The organism is Corallococcus sp. RDP092CA, assembly GCF_041903675.1.
In the GTDB taxonomy this organism is placed as follows: Bacteria; Myxococcota; Myxococcia; order Myxococcales; family Myxococcaceae; genus Corallococcus.
Genome location: NZ_JAYESI010000017.1, coordinates 60,816 through 77,390, shown reverse-complemented (window position 1 = coordinate 77,390; position 16,575 = coordinate 60,816). Strand labels below are relative to the sequence as shown.

General features: G+C 70.7%; 12 protein-coding genes and 1 tRNA gene. 5 read left to right on the top strand and 8 right to left on the bottom strand.

Going from position 1 to position 16,575, the window contains the following annotated elements; translation table 11 throughout:
- Positions 1 to 129 precede the first annotated feature (129 nt).
- A complete protein-coding gene (locus tag U8525_RS19380; RefSeq protein WP_374267746.1) occupies positions 130 to 816 on the top strand; it encodes a hypothetical protein in 687 nt (228 codons plus the stop codon).
- Between the two features lie 58 nt (positions 817 to 874).
- Here U8525_RS19380 and U8525_RS19375 read toward each other — a convergent pair.
- Positions 875 to 947, bottom strand: a tRNA-Gly gene (locus U8525_RS19375).
- 259 nt (positions 948 to 1,206) lie between these two features.
- On the bottom strand, positions 1,207 to 3,171 hold the full coding sequence (locus U8525_RS19370) for an ABC transporter substrate-binding protein (protein WP_374267836.1): 1,965 nt from the start codon (positions 3,169 to 3,171) through the stop codon (positions 1,207 to 1,209).
- Positions 3,172 to 3,382: 211 nt separating this feature from the next.
- Between U8525_RS19370 and U8525_RS19365 the strand changes: the two genes are divergently transcribed.
- Positions 3,383 to 4,228, top strand: a complete 846-nt coding sequence (locus U8525_RS19365; protein WP_374267745.1) for a hypothetical protein — start codon at positions 3,383 to 3,385, stop codon at positions 4,226 to 4,228.
- A 39-nt stretch (positions 4,229 to 4,267) separates the two neighbouring features.
- On the opposite strand, the gene U8525_RS19360 is transcribed toward U8525_RS19365, so the two are convergent.
- From U8525_RS19360 to U8525_RS19340, 5 genes are all read right to left on the bottom strand, one after another.
- The gene (locus U8525_RS19360) at positions 4,268 to 4,660 is read right to left on the bottom strand and encodes a zf-TFIIB domain-containing protein (RefSeq protein ID WP_374267744.1); all 393 of its coding nucleotides are present in this window, start codon (positions 4,658 to 4,660) and stop codon (positions 4,268 to 4,270) included.
- Between the two features lie 136 nt (positions 4,661 to 4,796).
- Positions 4,797 to 6,068: a UDP-N-acetylglucosamine 1-carboxyvinyltransferase gene (gene murA, locus U8525_RS19355; protein WP_374267743.1), complete on the bottom strand. Its 1,272-nt coding sequence runs from the start codon at positions 6,066 to 6,068 to the stop codon at positions 4,797 to 4,799.
- Positions 6,069 to 6,121: 53 nt separating this feature from the next.
- The gene (gene prmC, locus U8525_RS19350; RefSeq protein ID WP_374267742.1) at positions 6,122 to 6,985 is read right to left on the bottom strand and encodes a peptide chain release factor N(5)-glutamine methyltransferase; all 864 of its coding nucleotides are present in this window, start codon (positions 6,983 to 6,985) and stop codon (positions 6,122 to 6,124) included.
- Complete coding sequence (gene prfA, locus U8525_RS19345) at positions 6,982 to 8,073, bottom strand: peptide chain release factor 1 (protein WP_374267741.1); 1,092 nt, start codon at positions 8,071 to 8,073, stop codon at positions 6,982 to 6,984. Before prfA ends, prmC begins: the two co-directional genes overlap by 4 nt.
- A 284-nt stretch (positions 8,074 to 8,357) precedes the next feature.
- Complete coding sequence (locus U8525_RS19340; RefSeq protein WP_374267740.1) at positions 8,358 to 9,614, bottom strand: CapA family protein; 1,257 nt, start codon at positions 9,612 to 9,614, stop codon at positions 8,358 to 8,360.
- Between the two features lie 61 nt (positions 9,615 to 9,675).
- Here U8525_RS19340 and U8525_RS19335 point away from each other — a divergent pair, with 61 nt between their 5' ends.
- Both U8525_RS19335 and U8525_RS19330 read left to right on the top strand, forming a co-directional pair.
- Positions 9,676 to 10,491, top strand: a complete 816-nt coding sequence (locus U8525_RS19335; protein WP_374267739.1) for a tetratricopeptide repeat protein — start codon at positions 9,676 to 9,678, stop codon at positions 10,489 to 10,491.
- Positions 10,492 to 10,503: 12 nt separating this feature from the next.
- Positions 10,504 to 11,877 carry a hemolysin family protein gene (locus tag U8525_RS19330; RefSeq protein WP_374267738.1) on the top strand — a complete coding sequence of 458 codons (1,374 nt, stop codon included), beginning with the start codon at positions 10,504 to 10,506 and terminating at the stop codon, positions 11,875 to 11,877.
- 4 nt (positions 11,878 to 11,881) lie between these two features.
- Here U8525_RS19330 and U8525_RS19325 read toward each other — a convergent pair whose 3' ends face one another.
- Positions 11,882 to 12,541 carry a hypothetical protein gene (locus U8525_RS19325; protein ID WP_374267737.1) on the bottom strand — a complete coding sequence of 220 codons (660 nt, stop codon included), beginning with the start codon at positions 12,539 to 12,541 and terminating at the stop codon, positions 11,882 to 11,884.
- A gap of 360 nt (positions 12,542 to 12,901) precedes the next feature.
- Between U8525_RS19325 and smc the strand changes: the two genes are divergently transcribed.
- Positions 12,902 to 16,510: a chromosome segregation protein SMC gene (smc, locus tag U8525_RS19320; protein WP_374267736.1), complete on the top strand. Its 3,609-nt coding sequence runs from the start codon at positions 12,902 to 12,904 to the stop codon at positions 16,508 to 16,510.
- Positions 16,511 to 16,575: the final 65 nt, after the last annotated feature.

Sequence of the window (16,575 nt, the reverse complement as noted above, 5' to 3'; positions counted from 1 at the left end):
CTCCAGCGCGACCCACCCAGCCCTGGCGTCGCCATCCCTGGGAAAAAGATGGAACCCGGGAATCCGGGAGGGGTGTCCAAGGGGCTCACGACTGTCCGTGAGTCACATCCACCTGCTCGAGGAGTTCCCATGACCGCTCGCCGTGCTTCCATCTTCCGCATTTCATCGAGCGCCGCTGTCGCGTTGGCCCTGCTGTCTGGTTGCGGGGGTGGCCTCGCCACGTCCAACCCGCGCTACTTCACCGGTGGGAAGTGGAGCGCCGTGGATGGGCCCTACGCGCTCACCCCCATGCTCGCGTGCGCCTGGCCGGCGGAGGGCAACGACGAGGTGTACCGCAACATCGAGGACGCCCTGGCTCCGGCGCTCTGGAGCGCGTATGGCAAGGACGTCTCCGAGGTGCAGGTGAAGAAGGTGAAGGGAGACAGCCCGTGGTGCGAGGCGTTCCCCAACATCGCCACCGACAACTTCACCGTCCCGCCCCGGATGAAGAAGGAATTGGCCGAGTACGTGCAACAGTCCGGTGCCAAGGGGGTGATCATCCCGGTCGCGCACCTGTACCGCTCGCCCATCATGCGGGAGATCAAGGCCGCGGACGGGTCGACGATCGGCAGCGTGGAGACGGATCGCTTCGGTGCTGACGGCACGGCGGGCCTCTACGTCCACTACATCAACGAGAGCGGAGAGCTCGTCTACACCGGGCGTTCGAAGACCAATGGCCTGGGCGTGGTCGCGGATCCCGTCGGCTACATGCGCGCCCACGCGGCGGACTACGCACGGCAGATGACGCAGAACGCGCCCCCGGTCGTGCTCCAGTAGCCCGGAAACACGAAGGCCGGTGGTCCCTGGAGGGGACCACCGGCCTGTGTCTCTTCAGAGCGGCGGAAGGGATTCGAACCCTCGACCCCGAGCTTGGGAAGCTCGTGCTCTACCAACTGAGCTACCACCGCGAGTGCTGTGGGAAGCGAGGCCCAAAGTAGGGGCGGGGCCCGGCCTTGTCAACGGGAAGAAACGCCCTGTTCGTGGCGAACCTTTCCGCACGCGGCGCAGTCCCGGGCTTCAGGCGTCCGGAGCGGTCTACCGCGGGCCCCGACGAGCGGAACGCGGCGCGGTAGAGGCTCGGGACCTCCTCGAACTCCTCCTCGTCCAACATCGGCAGCTCCTGCCGACATCCCGAGCACCACCGCGGCTTCATCGCGGGCCCCCCTGCTATTCGCCCTCCTCGACGGTGAGCTGGTACGAGTCCTGGAAGTTCGCCTCGCGGTTCCTCGCGTCGCGCACTTCAAAGACGTAGACGCCGGGCTCGGCGCTGTAGCGGATGGTCTCCGGCTGGTCGCCCTTGGCGCGGTCGGACGTCTGCACGAGCGTCAGCTTCCCGTCCGGCTGCACCCGGTGCAGGTACAGCCCCACGTCCACCTTGAGGATGCCCAGCAGCGTCGCGGTGATGGCCGTGCGCACCGGCCGGTCGGACAGGTCCACCCGGAAGTAGTCCACGTCCTTCGCCGGGTACACCGTGCCCCGCACCGCCTTGCCCATCGTCAGGTCCTGCGCGCGGTCGGCCGTGTTGTTGGGCTCGCGCTCCTCGCTGCCGTTGTCCGGCACCGTCGTCACGCTGATGCGGTACGGCTGGTCCGCGTTCTCGAAGTCCTTCACGAACTTGCCGTTCACCTTGCGGTACGACCCCTCCACCCGGAAGTAGCAGGTGCCGTTGCACGCCACGTTGTTCAGCCGCTCCGGCTCCTTGACGGCGCCGTCGTTGGCCTTGAGCAGCACCGTCTCCTTCTGCCCGTCCCCCTGCGGCGGCTCCACCATCGACAGCGTCAGGTCCAGCCGCTCCACGCCCGACAGCTCCACCTTCGCCAGCACCGGCTCGCGCGTCGTCAGCACGTAGTGGTCCACGTCCGACTTCGGCGACAGGAAGCCCTCGCGGTAGCCCGCGCCCGTCAGCGGCGTGGCCTTGAGCAGCTCGTCGTTGGGCTCCAGCTCCGCGTGCGCCCCCGCCTCCTCCTGCGACACCGTCAGCGTGTACGGCACCTGCGCGTTGTACGTGCGCCGCTGCGCCTTGCCCGTCCCCGTCCAGCCGCCCTTCACCACCACGTAGACCACCCGGTCCGTGGCCCGCACGCCGATGTTGCGCAGCGCGAGCGGCTCGCCCTCCTTGCCCTGGAGCGTGAACAGCGGCGCCTCCGCGGCCGACAGCACGGAGAGCTCCGGCCGCACGCCCTCCACGGCGGACAGCTCGATCTTCAGCGCCACCGACGGCACCTCGGGCTCGGGCGGCGGGCCCGCGTCCACCGCCTGGGCTGCCATCGCCCCGCCCAGCTCGCCGGGCGCCGTGGGCGTCGCCCCCTCCGGCGGAGGCGCGGGAGGCTCTCCACCCCCGAACGTGCCCTCCGGGGTGGGGGAGGGCGCCGCGCCGTCGTCGATGACCGGCGTCTCGTCCGGCACTGACGGCGGGGGGATGGCCGCGGGCGTCGAACCCGGGGCCGGCGCCCCGGGCGCCGTGGGCTCCGAGCCCGGAGCCGGCGCCCCGCTGCCCTGCGCCGCGGGGACCTCGCCCTCGGGCGCGGCCGGGCCGGGCAGCTCCACCCGGTACCAGTCCTCATCCCCCGAGTGCCCCAGGAACGCCGTCACCGTCTGCCCCAGCGGCAGCGCGGCGGCGTCCACGGCCCGGTCGTTGGGCTCGCGCTCCTCCCCGTCGTTGGGCTGGCGGTACTTCACCTCCAGCGTGTACGCCCCGCCCGTGCCCTTGCGCGCGGGTGACACCACCAGCCAGCGCTCCTGCTCCACGTAGAGGTTCGGGAGGCGCTCGCCCTTGCCCTCGCCCTCGCTGTTGACGCCCACCAGCCGGTTGCGGTCCTGGTCGTAGACGTCCAGCTTCACGTCCCCACCGGGCAGGCCCGTCACCGTCACGTCCGCGATGCGCGGGGCGCCGGGGGCCAGCCGGTACCAGTCCTCGTCCAGCTTGTTGGGCTCCGCCGCCAGTCCCCCCGTCACCACGCTGTCGCGGGTGATCGCCAGCGCCTGGTCGGGCCGCTCGTTGGGCTCCTGCTCAGTGAGGGCCGCGGGACCGGTCTCCACCACGCCCGCGTCCGGCGCCTCCTGCGGCACATCCTTCTTGCACGAGGCCACCCCCAGCAGCCCCAGGACACAGACCCAGCCCCAACGTCGCATCACGCTTCCTCCTCGGTCGGTCCGCCTTGTCGGCCTGGGCGTATCCGGGTGTCAAGCGCCCCCAACCCCCGGCGGGCCGCTTTCATCCGCGCCCCCGGCCTTCACCGCCAGGGCCGCCAGCCCCCGTCGCGGCGCGCCGCGAGTCCGGTGTTGGCGGAAGGTGCGCACCTGGACTGGAGCCCCGGGGTGGGGCCGATCCAAGATGCGCCCCATGCGACGCCTGTCCCTGGCCTCCCTGCTCCTCGTGTCTCCGTCCGTCCTCGCCGCCGCGCCCGCCGCGCCCGGCTACGCCCAGGCGGAGGCCTGGCTGGAGAAGGAGGCGCGCCCGGACCACTTCGTGCCCCTCAACCTGCTGGACGGCCGGGACACCACCGCCTGGTGCGTGGAGGGGGAGAAGCCCGCCCCCGTCTTCATCGGCTTCAAGGAGCCCGTCACGCTGGACGAGGTGCGCGTCTACACGGGCGACGGCACGTCCCGGGACGCCTTCAAGGCCAAGGGCCGCGTGCGCAAGTTCACCCTCACCAGCGTGGACGCGTCCCGCAGCGTCACCGTGCAGGACAAGCGCGGCCTCCAGGCCGTCCCCCTGTCCCAGCCGCTCTTCGGCGCGCGCTTCATCCTGGAGATCGCGGACCGCTTCCCGGGCGCCCGGGAGGACGGCCCGGTGTGCCTCACCGACCTCGTCCTCTACTCGGGCGGAAAGCCCCTCAACGGCCCCCTGCTGGCCACCCGGTACAAGTACGACGCGCGCGTGGCGCCGCTCGTGGGCACCTGGTTCGGCGGCCACGAGGGCGCCCCCGAGCGCTTCCTGTCCTTCTTCGTGGACGGCACCTGGCGCTTCTCGCTGGAGCCCCTGGAGACGCCCGAGCCCACCACCGTCGTCACCGGCACCTACACCGTGTCCGGCAACAAGGTGACGTTGGACATCCCCAAGAAGGGCAAGGTGGCGGTCCGCTTCGAGCGGACCCCCGCTGGCCAGGGGCCGAGGGCGGCCGCCGGGCTGTCGCTGGACGGGGCGCTCCCCGAGGAGTGGGGGAGCACCTTCCGCAGCCTGCCGTGAGGGCGCCCGGGCGCCAGGACGGGCCCGGGCCTTCGCGGCCTAGATGGCGGCCCTGGCCTTCCGCTTCGCGTCGAAGTTGCGGAAGAAGGTGACGATCCCCTGCTCGGCGGCCTTGGCGTCCGCGGCGTCCGCGAACTCCGACTCCAGGAAGATGCCGCCGCACGACTCGCAGGTGTCGTAGTGCAGGGGGTGCTGCCGGTCGCCGCCATCGATGCGCACGAAGTCCACCTGGCAGTCCGGGCACTGCCCTGTCAGGGCCTCCGTGTCGACCTTGCCCCCGAGCTGCTCCAGACCGGGCAGGTTGTTGTGAAGGAGGATGCGGCGCAGGTCCGAGACATCGATCCACAGGCCTCCGCAGTCTCCACACTTCCGCAACGTCTCGTGATCTCCTTCGAGATCAGTCATCTCGACGCTGCAACCGGGGCAATTCATGGGGCGGCTCGTTCTCCTGAAAGGGGGAGCAACGGGTGCTCCCCAGTGAATGGAGAATGATAAGTCGCCCAAAAATTGGGATGCAACCCGTGCGGCCGCTTCTGTTGGCAACGTGCCGTCAGCCGGCCCCCAGGGCTCAGGCCCGCCCCTTCACGCGGCGGATGTCCGCCCCCAGGCCCCGCAGCTTGCGCTCCAGCCGCTCGTACCCGCGGTCCAGGTGGTAGACGCGGCTGACCTCCGTCTGCCCGTCGGCCACCAGGCCCGCCAGGATGAGCGACGCGCTGGCGCGCAGGTCGGTGGCCATCACCGGCGCCCCGCTGAGCATCTTCACGCCCTTCACCACCGCCGTGTGCCCCTGGATGGTGATGTCCGCGCCCAGCCGGTGCAGCTCCGGCACGTGCATGAAGCGGTTCTCGAAGATGTTCTCGCTGATGACGGACGTGCCGTGGCTCACCGTCATCAGCGCCATCAACTGCGCCTGCATGTCCGTGGGGAAGCCCGGGTGCTCCGTGGTGGTGATGTTCACGGACTGGAGGGACCTGGGCGCCTTGCAGCGGATGCCGCCGTCCTCCGCCGTGAGGGTGCAGCCCGCCTCGCGCAGCTTGTCCATCACCGCGTCCAGGTGCTCCGGCCGCGCGTGCTTCACCAGCACGTTGCCCCCGCTGATGGCCGCCGCGACGAGCAGCGTTCCCGCCTCGATGCGGTCCGGCAGGATGGCGTGGTCTACCGGGTCGAGCGAGTCCACGCCCTCGATGGTGATGACGGACGTGCCCGCCCCCTCCACCTTCGCGCCCATCTTGTTGAGCACGCGCGCCAGCTCCTCCACCTCCGGCTCGCGCGCGCAGTTCTCCATCACCGTGCGGCCCTTCGCGAGCACCGCCGCCATCATCACGTTCTCCGTGCCGGTGACCGTGATGACGTCGAAGTTCACCATGCCACCCTTGAGCTGCTTCGCCCGGGCCTCCACGTAGCCCTCCGTCAGGTGGATGTCCGCGCCCAGCGCCTTCAGCCCCTTCAGGTGCTGATCGATGGGCCGCGCGCCGATGGCGCACCCGCCCGGCATGGACACGCGCGCCCGGCCGAAGCGCGCGACGAGCGGCCCCAGCACCAGGACGCTCGCGCGCATGGTCTTCACCAGCTCGTAGGGGGCCTCCGGGGTGATGTCCCCCGCGATGCCGATTTCACACGTGTCCGCCTTCTTGCCGGTGAGCCGCGCGGCCTCGCAGCCCATGGTGCGCAGCACCTCCAGCATGGTGGCCACGTCCGCCAGGTCCGGCACGTTGCGGAAGGTGTTGGTGCCGTCCGCCAGCAGGGCGGAGGCCAGGATGGGCAGCGCCGCGTTCTTCGCGCCGGAGACCTCCACCTCGCCGTGCAGCGGGGTGCCACCCTTCATGACGATCTTGTCCATGTCTTTGCGTGCCTTCTTTGCGTGCGGCCCTGAAGCCGCGCGTGCCGTGGCTGTCAGGCCGCGGGCTGTGTCCCGAACGCCATGCGCTCACGCCGCTCCAGGTCCTTCTCCACGCGCGCGTCGGCGTATCCTGCGGCCCGCAGGAGCTCCAGGACGGCGCTGCCCTGGGTCTCACCCATCTCCAGTGCAAGCAGTCCGCCAGGCTCCAGCACCCGGCGGGCGCCCTGGATCACGCGCCGCAAGGCGGCCAGCCCGTCCGGCCCGCCATCCAGCGCCAGCCGGGGCTCGCGCCGCACCTCGGCGGACAGCCCGGCGATGTCGCCGGTGTCGATGTACGGCGGGTTCGACACCACCACCCCGAACGTCGCGTCCGGGGGCAGGGGCGCGAACAGGTCTCCCTCCAGCACGCTCACGCGGTCCGCCACGCCCAGGGCCTGCGCGTTCTCACGCGCCAGCGCGCACGCGTCCCGGGACAGGTCCGTGGCCAGCACCGTCGCCTGGGGCCGCTCGGCGGCCACGCTGATGGCGATGCAGCCCGAGCCCGTGCACACGTCCAGCACGCGGCCGGGCGCGTCCCTGGGCACCGCGCGCAGCACCGCCTCCACCAGCAGCTCCGTCTCCGGCCGGGGGATGAGCACGCGCGCGTCCACCTTGAACGCGCGGTTGTAGAACTCCTTGGTGCCCGTCAGGTAGCTGGTGGGCTCGCCCGCCATGCGGCGCTCGATGAGCGCCTTGAACGAGGCCAGCTCGTCCCTGGACAGCGGCCGGTCCAGGTCCACGTACAGGCGCACCCGGCCCGTCTTGAGCACGTGCGCGAGGAGGATCTCCGCGGTGAGCCGCGGGGCGTCCACCTGGCGCTTCTCGAAGTGCTGCGTCGTCCAGGTGAGGACCCGGCGGATGGTCCAGGTCTCGCTCATTCTTCGCTGGGGGGACGCCTGCCGTCCGTCTGCGACTTGAGGGCCTCGGCCTGGTAGTACGTGCGGCAGGCGGTGATCACCTCGTCCACGTTGCCCACCATGATGGCCGGCAGGTTGTGCACGGTCAGGCCGATGCGGTGGTCGGTGAGCCGGTCCTGCGGGAAGTTGTAGGTGCGGATCTTCTCGCTGCGGTCGCCGGTGCCCACCTGCCCGCGGCGCATGGAGTCGCGCTCGTTGCGGATGCGCTCCTGCTCGATCTCATAGAGCTTCGCGCGCAGCATGCGCATGGCCATGGCGCGGTTCTTCGTCTGGCTCTTCTCCTGCTGGCACTTCACCACGATGCCGGACGGCTTGTGGATGAGGCGCACCGCGGAGTCCGTGGTGTTGACGCTCTGGCCGCCGGAGCCCGTGGAGCGCATCACCTGCATCTCGATGTCCGCCGGGTTCACCTGCACGTCCACGTCCTCCGCCTCCGGCATCACCGACACGGTGATGGTGGAGGTGTGGATGCGCCCCTGCGTCTCCGTGGCCGGCACGCGCTGGACCCTGTGAACGCCGGACTCGTACTTCAGGTTGCTGAACACCGCGTCGCCGGACAGCGTCACCGTGGCGTCCTTCACGCCGCCGGCGTTGCCCGCGCTCATGTCCAGGATGTCCGCCTTCCAGCCCCGGCGGTCCGCGTAGCGCAGGTACATCTGCATGACCTCCTCGGCGAAGAGGGCCGCCTCGTCGCCGCCCGCGCCCGCGCGGATCTCCAGGATGACGTTCTTTTCGTCATTGGGGTCCTTGGGCAGCAGGAGGATCTTCAGCTCCCCCTCCAGCGCCTCGCGCTGCGCCTTCAGGCCGGGCAGGGCCTCCTTGGCGTAGGCCTTCTCGTCGGGGTCGGCGCTGGACAGCCACGCCTCCACTTCGTCCAGGTCCGCCAGCACCTTGCGGTAGGTGCGGTAGGTCTCGACGAGCTTCTCCAGCCCGGCGCGCTCCTTGGACACCTTCTGGAGCTTCGCCGTGTCGGCGAGGATATCGGGGTTGGACAGGTCGGCCGTGAGCCGCTCGAAGCGGCGCTCGACCTCTTGCAGTTTGTCGATCATGCGTGGTTCCCGGGGCGTCTTGCCCCGTTGGGCGCCCCGTGGCAAGGGCCGAGGGCGTCAAGGAAAACCTTGGCCGTATGGGCAGCGGCATGTAAGAACGGCCCCCGTCGCCGCCCGGTGCGGCTTGAATCACGCTCAACACGGAGTCCTTCCACATGGCCGCACAGAAGGGGAATCGTTCCAAGAAGAAGCTGAAGAACCGCGCCAAGACCCGGAAGGCGCAGCTGAAGCGCCGCCGCACGCGCTTCAAGCGCGGCCAGCGCAACAACAAGTAGTCCCGGCAGCTACTGCCCCCCTCTCACGCTGGAGGAGGGGGGCGGCGGGCTCCCCGCCCCCTCGGCCTCCAGCGCGGGGAGCAGCCGCTCCAGCCCCGGCGTCCCCTGCGACGCGGTGCGCAGCAGGGTCATCACCCCCTCGGCCTCGGCGCCCGTCACGGGCACCGGCTGGACGGGGAACTCGGGGTAGCGGTCGGTCCTGAGGGGCAGCACGTCGCTGGAGACGTAACCCGCGGAGTCGAAGCGCGCCCGCCACAGGACGCTGCGCTTGTCCCGGGGGTTCCAGTTCCCGCCGAACACGAAGTTGCCCAGCGAGTAGAGCACCGGCCTGCCCTGGTACAGCTCCATGGCCTGGAGCACGTGCGGGTGGCTGCCCAGCACCCCCGCCGCCCCCGCGTCGATGGCCGCGTGCGCCAGGCGCACCTGGTAGGGCTCCGGGGTGGTGTTGCCCTCGATGCCCCAGTGGAAGAAGGGCAGCACCAGGTCCGCCTGGGCCTTCGCGCTGGCGATGTCCTCGCGCAGCATCCGCTCCATCGCGTCCACGTCGGAGAAGTGCCCGGCCACGCCCGGCGTGGTGTCCGTGGCGTAGACCTCGCGAGGCTCGATGTTGCGCGTGCCCAGGAAGAAGTAGCCCAGGAACGCGACGCGCAGGCCCCCCACGGTGAGGAGGGCCGGGCGGCGCGCCTCCGCCAGGTCGCGGCCGGCGCCGAAGAAGGGGATGCGCGCGGCCTCCAGGGCGGTGAGGGTGTCCAGGAGCCCCTGCGCGCCGTAGTCCATCATGTGGTTGTTGGCCAGGCTCACCACGCCCACGCGCCCCGCGGTGAGCACGTTCACCAGCTCCGGCCGCGCGCGGAAGTTGAAGTTCTTGGGCAGCTTCTCCGTGCTGTCCGTGTACGGGCACTCCAGGTTCACGACGAACAGGTCGCCCGAGTCCACGATGGGCCGCACCTCGCGGAAGCCGTACGCGAACATCTCCTCGCGCGTCTTCCCCCTGGCCACCTGATCATCGAAGTACTCCTCGTAGTGGTAGCCCACCGTCACGTCGCCGCCCACCACCAGCGTCACCGGGCGGGCGGGGGCTGGAGGGGCCGGCTGGGCCTCGGGATGTCCGCTACTGGACCCGGGCGGCGCGGCGGGCGGGGCCTCGCGCGGCGGGCCCTCCGGGGGGGCGGTGGGCTCCCTGGCCGGAGGAGGGGCCGCGGGCGTCACGGGGCGGGGGTGACAGGCGGCGAGCGACAGCAGGAGCAACAAGGCGGCGTGGCGCATGGGCAAGGGGAAACTCTACCTTGCACGGGGAATCACGCGACGCGTAGATTGCCCCGCGTCCATGGCCCGGGAAAAGGACAACATCGCTCTGTCAGACGAGCACAACACCCGCGGCATCGAGCTGGCGGACCGGGGCTGGCTGGACGAGGCCATCAAGGAGTTCCGGAAGGCCATCGACCTGGACCCCACGTCGGCGCACGCGCACGACAACCTGGCCACGGTCTACGCGGAGAAGAAGCAGTTCCGCGAGGCGCTGGCGGAGTACCTCACCGCGCTGAAGCTGGAGCCGGAGAGCGCCACCGCGCACTACAACCTGGCCTGCTTCCTCTCCACCCACGCCAGCGAGATGGCCGTGGAGGAGTACAAGGAGGCCATCGAGCTGGACCCGGAGTACCCGGACGCCCACCTGAACCTGGGGCTCACCTACGCGGACCAGGGGCGGGTGGAGGAGGCGATGCGCGAGCTGCACGCCGCCATCGAGCTGGACCCCCAGGACGCCTTCCCCCGGCACGAGCTGGCGGCGCTGATGATGGACGAGGGGGACTACCGCTCGTCCATCACCCAGCTGAAGGAAGTGGTGCGGCTGGAGCCGGACAACTTCGAGGCGCAGCTGGACCTGGGCATCTGCTACGCGCAGAAGGGCTTCTACGCGGAAGCGGAGCGCGCCTACGAGCGCGCCCGGGCGCTCAACCCGGAAGACCTCCTGCTCAACTACAACCTGGCGGCGCTGTACGCGCTGTGGGGCCGGCCGAAGGACGCCGTGCAGTACCTGCAGAAGTCGCTGGCGGCGGACCGGCAGAAGGTCCTGGGGTGGCTGTCCGCGGACCCCATGTTCGACGTGCTCAAGGGCGATCCGGACTTCGAAGCCCTCTTCTGAGGGAACCACGCAATGGAATGGGTTTTCCTGGGGCTGGCGCTGCTGCTGGTCGTCGCGAACGGCTTCTTCGTGGCGACGGAGTTCGCCATCGTGAAGATCCGCGCCACGCGCCTGCAGTCCCTGGTGGACGAGGGCACGCCGGGCGCGGCCACGGCCCTGAAGATGGTCAGCGAGCTGGACGCCTACCTCTCCGCCACGCAGTTCGGCATCACGCTCGCGTCGCTGGGCCTGGGCTGGCTGGGGGAGCCCGCCTTCGAGCACCTGCTGCACCCGGTGGTGGACAAGGTGCTGCCGGAGGCGCTGGCGGCGAGGTACGGCTCCACCGCCGCGGGCATCATCGGCTTCAGCATCATCACGTTCCTGCACATCGTGATGGGGGAGCTGGCGCCCAAGAGCGTGGCCATCCAGCGCGCGGAGCAGACGACGCTCGCGGTGGCGCTGCCCATGCGCGCGTTCTACTTCCTCTTCTACCCGGCCATCCGGCTGCTCAACTGGCTGGCGGCGCTGGTGCTCAAGGCCTTCGGCCTGCACTCGGCCAGCGAGTCGCACGAGGCCACCAACGAGGACGAGCTGCGCGTCATCCTGCACAGCTCCGCGGAGGCCGGCGCCATCACCACGGCGCGGGCGGAGCTGCTGGAGCGCGCGCTGGAGATGGCGGAGAAGACGGCGCGGCAGGTGATGGTGCCGCGCAACCAGATGCGCTACCTGGACGTGGAGGAGCCGCTCGAGAAGAACGTCATCGACGCGCGCGCGTCCGGGCACACGTGGCTGCCGGTGTGCCGGGGCAACCTCGACGAGCTCGAGGGCGTGGTGAACGTGAAGGACCTGTTCTTCCTCCTGTCGCGTGGCGAGCTGCGCAGCCTTTCCCAGGTGCAGCGCCCGGTGCTCTTCATCCCGGAGAACGCGACGCTGGAGCAGCTGCTGGCGGAGTTCCGCCGCCGGCGCCGGCAGATCGCCATGGTGGTGGACGAGCACGGCGGCACGTCCGGGCTGGTGACCATCGCGGACGTGGTGGCGGAGGTGGTGGGCGACGTGGCGGAGCTGGGCCGGCGCGTGGAGGAGGTGCGGGCGCTGCCCGGCGGCCGCTTCGAGCTGCCCGGCACCGCGCAGCTGGACGACCTGGAGGCCCAGCTGGACGTCACCTTCGACCTGGACGACGAGGAGAAGGGCGAGGTCACCACCATCGCCGGCTACCTGATGACGAAGCTGGGCCGGGTGCCGGAGAAGGGCGACAGCTTCAAGCTCGACATGTGGCGCATCCTCGTGGAGGAGGTGGACGGCCCCCGCGTGGTGCGCGTCACGGTGGAGCCGCAGGCGCGCCCCACGGTGGGGCCCAAGGACGGCCGCCCCTCGGAGCCGCCCGTGCCCTCCGGCGAGACGGGCTGAAGCGCTAGCTCTTGGTGGGCTGCTTCACGGCCTTCTTCTTCGCGCCGCCCTGGACCGCCGCGGGCTTCACCTTGGCGTGGGGCCGGTCCACCTTGAGCAGCTCCAGGTTCGTCTCTCCGTCCGTGGTCAGCTTGAGGATGCCCACCTCCGGCGCGAACCACATGAAGCTCTCCATGGAGCGCCCCTCCGCGCCGGGGCGGCTGGCGCGGGCCGTGGTGATGTTCTTGATCTTCAGCGCCTTGAAGGTGCCCGCCTGGACGGTGATCTCCTCCTCGCCCACCACCGTGGCCTCCTTGTCGAAGGTCGTGGCGATGATGGGGCGCAGGCCGCCCTTCTTCGCCGGCGGCTGGAGCTTCACCGACAGGCTGTTCTTCCAGGTGCCCCCCGGCACCATCACGGACGGCGCCGGCACGGCCGCGCCCTCCGCGTTCACCACCTGCACGTCCATGCCGGACGCGGACAGGAGCGTGCCCTCCAGGCCGCCCAGGCCCGTGCGCACGCCGTCCGCGTCGCAGGTGAGGTCCGTCTTGCCGCTGCGCCCCTTGAGGCTCACCGCCAGCGTGGCCTTCACCGTCCCGTCCGCGGCCGGGGCGACGTCCTTCGTCGTCAGCACCAGCTCCGACGAGCGGCCGGCCCGGTAGGTCAGCGTCAGGCCGTCCTCCATGGGAAACCAGGGGTTCGGACAGGGGGCCGGCGCCGCCGCCACCACCATGTCAGACCGGGGTGCTACCTGGGACGTCGGAGACGCGCCCACGAGGAGCGACAAGGCAAGCAAGGGCTGGAACGTAGGACGCCTCCAGAAAGGTCAAGAGGAAGGTAGGGTGGGCCGGCTGCTTTGCAAGGGTGACGCAGGGACGCTCGCCTACCGGCCTGTAGCACGTCACATAGGGTCATGCGTGGCATGGTCACGCTTGATCCCCGGCGGGGTGGATTGGTACTCCTGCCGAACGCTGCGGAGCCGATTTTCCGGCCTCGCGCGCGTTTTCACCCGCTTCACCGTCGGCCTGTAGGGAGGCCCGCTGGCATGCGAATCAAGCGCCTGGACATCACCGGCTTCAAGTCGTTCATGGAGCGGAGCGTCTTCTCCTTCGACGAGGGGGTCACCGGCGTCGTCGGCCCCAACGGGTGTGGCAAATCCAACGTCGTGGACGCCATCCGCTGGGTGATGGGCGAGCAGAGCGCGAAGAACCTGCGCGGCCGCGGCATGGAAGACGTCATCTTCAACGGCTCGGAGAACAAGCCGCCCCTGTCCATGGCGGAGGTGTCGCTCACCTTCCTCGTGGACGACACGGATACGCTGGCGCCCCAGTACCAGGGCTTCAGCGAGATCACCGTGACGCGCCGCCTCTTCCGCAACGGCGACTCCGAGTACCTCATCAACAAGACGGCCTGCCGCCTGCTGGACATCACCGAGCTGTTCCTCGGCACGGGCGTGGGCACCAAGGCCTACTCCATCATCGAGCAGGGCCGCGTGGGCCTCATCGTCTCCAGCAAGCCGGAGGACCGCCGGCACCTCCTGGAGGAGGCCGCGGGCGTCACCAAGTACAAGGCCCGCCGCAAGGCCGCCGAGCGCAAGCTGGAGGCCACCGAGGCCAACCTCCTGCGCGTCAACGACATCACCGGCGAGCTGGAGAAGCGGCTCGACACGCTGTCGCGCCAGGCGAAGAAGGCGGAGAAGTACCGCAAGCTCAAGGCGCGCATGCGGGAGATTGATTTGCACTCCGCCAGCCACCGCTCCCTGGAGCTGATGGCGGAGAAGCGCGTGCTCCAGTCGCGCCTGGAGAACCTGGGCGGCGAGGAGCGCGAGGGCCTGGACAAGGTGAAGGAGCTGGAGGAGGTCATCACCCGGCGCCGCGCGGAGCTGGACGCGGAAGGGGCGGCCCTCCAGCAGTACGCCGGCGAGGTGCACGCGCTGGAGAGCGCCCTGCAGCGCGACGCGCAGGAGCTGGCCTACGGCCGCCGCGACTTCGAGGAGACCGGCGCGCGCGTGGAGTCCGCGCAGGCGGAGCTGGACGCGCTGCTCGCGCGGCAGGCCGAGGTCGTGCAGACCATGACGGCCCGCGAGGCGGAGCTGTCGGGCATCGCCGGCTCGTACAAGGAAGACGAAGTGGCCATGCAGGTGGCCCTGGAGGAGCAGCGCCGCGTCTCCGTGCTCCAGACAGAGGTCTCCCTGCGCCTGGAGCAGGAGCGGGCGGGGCTGGTCGCCGTGGCCACGCGCCTGGCGAACCACGAGAGCAACCTGGTCAACCTCGCGCGCCAGCGCGCGGACCTGGAGGCCCGCCGCGCGAAGCTCGCCGGTGAGCTGGAGGCCCTCCGCGCCCAGGAGCAGGCGCTGGACGCCGTGCGCACCCAGGCGGCCAGGCACGTGGAGGACACGCGCCACCTGGCCTCCGAGCTGGCCGAGCGCCGGGGCCACGAGGAGGAGGCCCTCACCCGCACGCGCGAGGCCTTCACGGAGAACGAGGTCCAGGTCATCGCGCTGCGCGAGGAGCTGAGCGACAAGCGCAGCCGCCTGTCCTCCCTGGAGGACATCCAGAAGAACTACGACGGCTTCGACCGGGGCGTGCGCGCCGTCATGGTGCGCGCCGCGGAGGCCGCCCGCGAGCAGGGCATCTTCGGCCTGGTTGCGGATGTCCTCACGGTCACCTCCTCGCGCTACGAGCGCGCGGTGGAGGCCGCCCTGGGCGAGCGGCTCCAGCACGTCATCGTGGACAGCCGCGAGAAGGGCGTGGAGCTGGTGGAGTACCTGAAGGGCCACGCGGAAGGGCGCGGCACCTTCCTGCCGGTGCCCTCCATGGAGCAGGCCCGGGCCTTCGTGGAGCCGGACCTCACGCGCCCGGGCGTGCTGGCGCACGCGCTCAAGGAGGTGTCCTGCGAGCCCGCGCTGGAGCCGGTGCTCAAGCTGCTCCTGGGCGACGTGGTCATCGTCCAGGACCTGGTCGCCGCGCGCGAGTACGCGGAAGGCACCTCCACGCCGGTGACGCTCGTCACGCTGGACGGCGAGGTGTTCCGCGCGGACGGCTCCATCACCGGCGGCGAGCGCGAGGGCGCGGCGGTGGGCGCGCTCCAGAAGAAGCGCGAGATCGCGGAGCTGGCGGCGGAGGTCGCCCGCGTGGAGGAGCGCTACAACGAGATCCTGACCCGCCACTACACGCTCCAGAAGCAGATGGGGCAGGCGGAGGCCGTCCTCAAGGGCCTGGGCAAGGAGCAGCACGCGGAGGAGGTCAACCTGGCCAGCCAGGAGAAGGACCTCCACAAGGCGAGCGAGGACCTGGCCCGGGTGCGCGAGCGGCTGCGCGCCCTGGAGGGCGAGGAGGGGCAGCTCGCGCAGAGCCACACCGCGCTCGCCAACGAGGAGGAGGCCAGCCGCGGCGAGGTGGCCCACGGCCAGGCGGACCGCGAGGCGCGCGAGGAGCGCGTGCGCCAGTACGCGGGGGAGCTGGAGGGCCTGCGCCAGCGCGCGGACACGGCGTCCGCGGACCTGATGGGCCTGCGCGTAAAGGTGGCCGCCGGCAGCGAGCGCGGCGAGTCCGCCCGCAAGGAGCTGGAGAGCCTGGTGGCGCAGCGCCGCGACATGGAGGCGCGCGTCAGCCGCCTGCAGGGCACGGTGACCGAAGGCCGCGCCAGGGTGGAGCTGCTGCAGGGCCGGCTCGCGGAGCTGGAGTCCACCCGCGAGCAGCGGGCGGAGGAGCACCGCGCGGCCGCGGAGACCCTGGAGGCCCGCCGCGCCGCGCACGCCACCGCCACCGCGGAGGTGCGCGAGCAGGACACCGCCTTCCGCGAGCTGCGCGGCCGCCTGGACGAGCTCATGCAGGGCCTGTCGCAGATCACCCTGCGCGAGAAGGAGATCGGCCTGGAGCTGGAGCACCTGGCCGCCGGCATCCGCGAGCGCTACCAGTTGGAGCTGGCCGCGGAGCTGCACAACTACCACCTGCTGGCGCCCCTCTCGCCGGAGGTGGAGAGCGAGCTCAAGGACCTGCGCGCGCAGGTGGAGAAGATGGGGGAGATCAACCTCACCGCCATCGACGAGCACGCGGAGCTGTCCAAGCGCTTCGAGTTCCTCTCCGCCCAGCGCCAGGACCTCACGGCGTCCATCAGCCAGCTGAAGGAGGCCATCGTCCGCATCGACGCGACCAGCCGCGAGCGCTTCAAGCAGACCTTCGACGTGGTGAACGACAAGTTCCAGGCCATCTTCCCGCGCCTCTTCGGCGGTGGCCGCGCCAGCCTCGTGCTGACGCAGGAGGGCCCCAACGGCGAGCCGGGCGTCGAGATCGTGGCCCAGCCGCCGGGCAAGAAGCTCCAGAGCGTCAACCTGCTCTCCGGCGGCGAGAAGGCCCTCACCGCCGTGGCGCTCATCTTCGGCATCTTCCTCATCAAGCCCACGCCCTTCTGCCTCCTGGACGAGGTCGACGCCCCGCTGGATGAGGGCAACGTGGGCCGCTACAACGACATGGTGAAGGAGATGAGCAACCAGTCGCAGTTCATCCTCATCACCCACAACAAGCGCACCATGGAGATCGCCGACACGCTCTACGGCGTCACCATGGAGGAGCCCGGCATCTCCAAGCTCGTCAGCGTGAAGATGCGCGAGGCCACCGCGCACAACGACGACAAGGTCCCCGCCGCGTCGTAGGGCGCGCGGCAGGGCAGGGCCCACCGCTGAAAAGCAGACGGGCGCTCCGGGATGTCCTCCGGAGC